The following is a 5,760-nucleotide window of genomic DNA, read 5'->3' as shown; positions in this document are numbered from 1 at the left end:
CCGTGTGAGAAGTTATGTCTTGAAGCATTCATTCCTGCCTCTATAACCTTAGTTAATATCTCATCACTTTCACTCGCTGGTCCTACTGTACAAATCATTTTAGTTTTTCTCATTACAAATAACACTCCCTCTAGTTGTATTAAACCCAAAATTTAATATATTAAAATCTATTTAATTAATGATTACTTAGATAATATTTTTGCTATTTCATATAAATCTTCATCAAATTTTCTTTCTATAGCAAGAGCCTCATCGATATCCATATCAACGATTTTATTATCTACTGAACCAATAACTCTTGATGTTTTACCTTCTAATAGTACATCTACAGCTTTAGCTCCCATTCTTGAAGCTAACATTCTATCAAATGCACTTGGACTTCCACCTCTTTGGATGTGTCCTAAAACAGTAGCTCTAGTTTCGATTCCTGTAACGTCCTCTACTTCTTCAGCTAACTTAAATGCTCCACCAACACCTTCTGCAAGGATGATTAAGTTGTGCATTTTTCCTTTTAATTTTCCTTCTAATATAGTTTTGCAAAGCTCATCTTTGTCAAAGCCTTTTTCTGGCGTAATTATCGCCTCAGCTCCTCCATCAATACCTGCATGTAAAGCTATATCTCCACAGTTTCTACCCATAACTTCTACAATTGAAACTCTCTCATGTGAAGTTGAAGTATCTCTTATTTTATTTATCGCATCTAAAACAGTGTTTAGAGTTGTATCAAATCCTATTGTATAGTCTGTGTAAGCTAAATCATTATCTATAGTACCAGGTAGTCCTACAGTTTTAACTCCAAGCTTTGATAAAAGCTTAGCTCCTGTAAATGAACCATCTCCTCCAATTACTACTAATGCATCTATTCCGTAAGCCTTTAATATTTTAACGGCTTTCTTTCTTACTTCTTCTTGCTTGAACTCTGGACATCTAGCTGTTCTAAGGATAGTTCCTCCTCTTTGAATTATATCTGAAACAGAAGTTCTATTCATTGGGAATAACTCACCATTAATTAATCCACTGTATCCTCTGTGAACTCCCATAACTTCTAGTCCTGCAGATAAAGCAGTTCTTACTACCGCTCTTATAGCAGCGTTCATTCCTGGTGCATCTCCACCACTTGTTAAAATAGCTATCTTTTTCATCTTTACTCCTCCTTATATTACCACCGGGACTTTTAATGACCCATAGGTAATAAAACTTCCCACATTTACATGACCGTCTATAATTGTACATAAAATTCTTAAATTTATCAATTATATTATGCATCTTTTTAATTTTATCTTTTTAAAGATGCTTTCTTAGATACTATTCACAAAACTATTATACCCTAATAAAAATCTATTTATATGAATATTCAAGTTTTTTAAGAATTTAATTTTTGTAAAATTTTTCATTTACAAATTCAATAATTATTTGATCATTTCTTAAACACATATTATACATTATAAAGTTTTTTTAATATTTTTTCAAACTTTATACATAATTTAAAGTATAAAAGAATTTCTCTACATCTTTTGCTATGCCTTTATTATCGCCTTTTTTTCGACAAATATCAAGAATATTTTTATTAATTTTCTGTATTTTTTGACAATTCTAATAACACTAACCTATTCCTTCTTATATAAGAAAAAAAAGTAGATTTGATAATAAAACCAAATCTACCTCTTCTACTCTTCCACTATTTTAATATTTTCCTCTAAATATTTCTCTTTTAGTAAGCTAATAACATCACTTTCTAAGTTAATCCAAAGGCTTCTGTTTGCTCTATAGCTTTTTCTATCCTTCGCATCAAAAATGTATACTGGTGTTTCACCTCTAAACTCTTCACTTAAATTTTTAAGTTCTAAATTTATCTTTTTAACTTCAGCTATATTTTCAGCCTTAATATATACTTTATTACTATCTACTTTTTCTAACGGATCAATTTTTTCACAGATAAGCTTAGGCATTTCATCTTCTTTTATACTTAATCTTCCTCTTATTAAAACCAATCCATCTAAATGAATATTATCCCTTATTCTATCTAAAGTTTTTGGGAATACAATAATCTCTATTTCACCAGTTAAATCCTCAAGCTTCAAGAAAGCCATTAAAGTATTATTTCTAGTTACCTTTTGATTAACCTCAGTTAAAATCCCTCCAAGTATAACAGTTTGATTATCCTTAACCTTTATACTATTTAAAAGTTCATCATCTGAAATACCCTTCTCAACCTCTTCTTGCAGTATCTTATGAGAATCATAGATACTTTGGATATCAATAGATGTTTGAAGCTTTATGCTCTTCTCATACTCATCTAACGGATGGCCTGAAAGATAAAGCCCTGTCATTTCCTTCTCCATACTTAAAAGGTTTCTCTTATTAAACTCATTTATGTTAGGATAAGAAACTTCTGGAATACTCTCACTTTCCTCAAGTCCACCAAAAAGATTTATCTGTCCATCAATATTTCTCTTCTTCTCATTAGAAACACCATCCATAAGCTTCTCAAAAACGCCAAGCATCTTAGACCTATAAACATTAAACTCATCCATCGCTCCAGCCTTAATCAAGCTTTCCACAGCCCTCTTATTTATAGCACTTAAATCAACCTTATTTACAAAATCCATTAAAGATGTATAATCACCCTTAGCTTCCCTGCTTCTAACAATATTCTCACAAACATTAACCCCTACATTCCTCACTGCTCCAAGACCAAAAATAATTCTGTCCCCATCAACAGTAAACCTTGTATGACTTAAATTAACTGTAGGTCTAACAACCTGTATTCCTTCACTCTCTGCAAACTTAATATAATGCGCAACCTTCTCACTAATACCCATAACAGAATTAAGCATCGCTGCAATCATCTCTACAGGGTAATATCTCATCAGATAGGCTGTCTGATAGCCAACGATTCCATAGGCTGCGGCATGACTTTTATTGACATTAATTGTTAATTATTGAAGTATTTACCTCCAACTTCTTTATATCTCTATAAAGATCGGACTATATCATCATCATTTAGATGTGAGGCACTCGTGGATATTTCACCATATACAACTACTTAGGCTACTTTATCTAGTCTCTGAACCTTCATCCTATTTCTAGGACACTTGGCTGCGGATTAACCAATCCTTAAACTTTTTACTATTCCTTAAATAATTACTTTAAGCCCTACATTTATTACTAAATATAGTTAGTATCCAAGGCTCTAAGGTCTTTCCCGCAATTCACCTCATTTTCTTTATCTTCGATAAAGGCACTCAATATTTGATTCCATTTCTTATATTTTCTTTCCATATAAATATTGCTATCTTTGTATAAAAAATTATAGATATATTTTAAATCATACTTTGCTCTACAAACTACTCTCTTGATTTCTTTTGTTTTCGTATCTAGTATCTTATAATATTTAACATTCATTTTACGTATCAATTCTAATAGAAATTTTTCTGTTCCTAACATCTCAAAACTATATTTTTTATATACATACTTCTTAATTTCTCCATTCGCTAATGTATGATATGAACAATTATGTGACTGTATAATTGTTCCATCCCCATCAAAATATCCTCTTATGAAATGTCTTATAAGTTCACCATTTATTATAGGAACTTCTTCCATAGTAAGTGATTTATTAGGGTATAATCCTATTCGTCTTAAATCACTTGCCATTATTTCACTTGAAAAATTCAGTATATATCCATCTTTTGAATTTTCAAATCCTCCTTTTCCTCCTATTCTAATTTCACCACTAAATTCAATAGCTTCTGATATTTTTTCTATAATATCCTTATCTATAGATGTAATAACAACGTTGTTATACTTTTCATCTCCTACAAATCCATCTGCATAGATGTATCCAAGTATATATGCTACTTCCTCACTATCTATTTCATTAAAAAATTTTTCATTTAATACGTATCTATTCTTTCTTCTAGTTTTTATATTACTCTCTCTTAAAACTCTACTTATACTTCTCTTCGAAAAATTTAATTCATTTGCTATTTCACCAAAAGATCTATCTTTAAATTTATAATAATACTCTATAATTTGTTCTTTATCTTGTTTATCTAATTGTCTATAATTTTTATACATATCTTCACCTCTTTGTATATATTTTCCTTAATACTGCTTATATATACAAAGTTTTAGAATCATAAATCACATCACGAATGCATAGGACGCAAAGTCCATCATCATATCATATATCTTATTTGCAGCCTCTTCTGAAATACCATTTCTTAAACAACCTGGTACTTCAACATTTCCATCCTTATCCACTATTCCATGAATAAAGTTCTTCCTTTCTTCCTCCATGACCTTGTGTTTCTTCTTAGACATTGCTCTTCTAACAAGGTCACTTCTTCCCATAGAATATCCAGCTAATTTTCTAACAATTTCCATAACTTGTTATAGTGATAGGTAAGCTACCGCTTCATCATTACTGCTAAGCCTCGCTTTTCCCCCACTTCACACCGTACATGAAACTTTCACTTCATACGGCGTTCCATCAACTTTGTATAATTACTTCTTAAAAGTTGACTATGCCCCTTCGCTCTGTGAGTATTACCTCACTTCATCACTACTACAGGCTGCTGCCCTACATATTCAATAATCATTTCCTATTATTTAGAATTTCCTTCTTACGTAGTTCACTTGTTCCATTTATTCTAGCTCTACATACTTCCTTAGATTCTATCTACATTCCGCTAATAGCAATTTCATTGCATCTAATTTATTAGATATAACATTGTAACCAAGATACTTTGTTATTATTAGAATATGAGTTCTTTTTCCTCATGATAATGGTTTTCGAAACTTAAGATAATTCCTATTCGTAATCATAGAAGTTTTATAGCCACCCCATTACTTCTCTAACCGCTTCTCAGGTCTAATTTTCATGGACTTTACCGTGCTCTATACATTAACTTGCATAACGGAGTTTTAGTGAAGCTTTCGCTTTCAAATAAATAGTTAGATTTACATCCTCCAATTTTGTAGCTTATTTCTAAACCTTTTATATTTGGAAACAAGTCGCACCTTGATAAACCATTACTCCATAAGTAACATTCAGGATATCTTCCAATTCTGGTGTTGCATATGTTACTTTCTCTGGATTTCTTTTTCTTTCTATATAGTTTGGTATTTCTGCCATTGGACCTGGTCTATATAAAGATATTCCGGCTATGATGTCCTCTAAGCAATCTGGCTTTAATTCCTTCATGAAAGATACCATCCCAGCAGATTCTAATTGGAATACTCCTGCTGTTTTACCTTCTCCAATCATTTTATAAACTTCTTTGTCCTCTGTATCTATCTTATCTAAATCTAGCTTTATACCTCTATTGTACTCAATCATTTTTACAGCATCACTCATTACAGTTAGAGTTCTTAAGCCAAGGAAATCCATTTTTAATAACCCAAGCTCCTCTAATGTATTCATACCAAATTGAGTAACTATCATTTCATCATTTCTTTGTAGTGGCACATACTCCACTAATGGTTTTGATGCTATAACAACTCCCGCTGCATGTGTTGATGAATGCCTTGGAAGCCCTTCTAAGTTTTTACTAACATCAATTAAGTTTTTCACTCTCTCTTCTGAATCATATACAGCCTTAAGCTCTGGATTAAAGTCCAATGCCTTCTCTATTGTTATTCCAAGCATAGTTGGAATCATCTTAGCAATTCTATCAACCTCTGCATAAGCATAATTCATAGCCCTACCAACATCTCTTATACAGGCTCTTGCTGCCATTGTTCCAAAAGTAATTA

Annotated in this window: 4 protein-coding genes and 2 pseudogenes; all 6 read right to left on the bottom strand. The window is 31.5% G+C overall.

Going from position 1 to position 5,760, the window contains the following annotated elements; genetic code table 11:
• A partial coding sequence (locus tag ACRC28_RS04390) for a pyruvate kinase (RefSeq protein WP_438542238.1) occupies nucleotides 1–113 on the bottom strand: 113 nt, incomplete at its 3' end.
• Nucleotides 114–182: 69 nt separating this feature from the next.
• A complete protein-coding gene (gene pfkA, locus ACRC28_RS04385) occupies nucleotides 183–1,142 on the bottom strand; it encodes a 6-phosphofructokinase (protein ID WP_438542237.1) in 960 nt (319 codons plus the stop codon).
• 525 nt (nucleotides 1,143–1,667) lie between these two features.
• Nucleotides 1,668–2,870, bottom strand: a complete 1,203-nt coding sequence (locus ACRC28_RS04380; RefSeq protein ID WP_438542236.1) for a helix-hairpin-helix domain-containing protein — start codon at nucleotides 2,868–2,870, stop codon at nucleotides 1,668–1,670.
• A gap of 298 nt (nucleotides 2,871–3,168) precedes the next feature.
• Nucleotides 3,169–4,080, bottom strand: coding sequence for a hypothetical protein (locus ACRC28_RS04375; RefSeq protein WP_438542235.1), 912 nt, complete (start codon nucleotides 4,078–4,080; stop codon nucleotides 3,169–3,171).
• A 75-nt stretch (nucleotides 4,081–4,155) separates the two neighbouring features.
• Nucleotides 4,156–4,395 (bottom strand): annotated as a pseudogene (locus ACRC28_RS04370) (DNA polymerase III subunit alpha); the annotation flags it as partial.
• A gap of 631 nt (nucleotides 4,396–5,026) precedes the next feature.
• Nucleotides 5,027–5,760: pseudogene (locus ACRC28_RS04365) on the bottom strand (DNA polymerase III subunit alpha); the annotation flags it as partial.

This window comes from Clostridium sp., from assembly GCF_051650885.1.
Taxonomy (GTDB): Bacteria; Bacillota; Clostridia; order Clostridiales; family Clostridiaceae; genus Clostridium.
Note: the sequence above shows the minus strand (reverse complement) of the source record. Positions and strands in the feature narration are given on the sequence as shown.

What these genes read in the sequence shown, in the direction of transcription:
- pfkA (WP_438542237.1), bottom strand. Translation starts at nt 1,142, where the DNA reads ATGAAAAAGATAGCTATTTTAACAAGTGGTGGAGATGCACCAGGAATG.
- ACRC28_RS04380 (WP_438542236.1), bottom strand. Translation starts at nt 2,870, where the DNA reads ATGAGATATTACCCTGTAGAGATGATTGCAGCGATGCTTAATTCTGTT.
- ACRC28_RS04375 (WP_438542235.1), bottom strand. Translation starts at nt 4,080, where the DNA reads ATGTATAAAAATTATAGACAATTAGATAAACAAGATAAAGAACAAATT.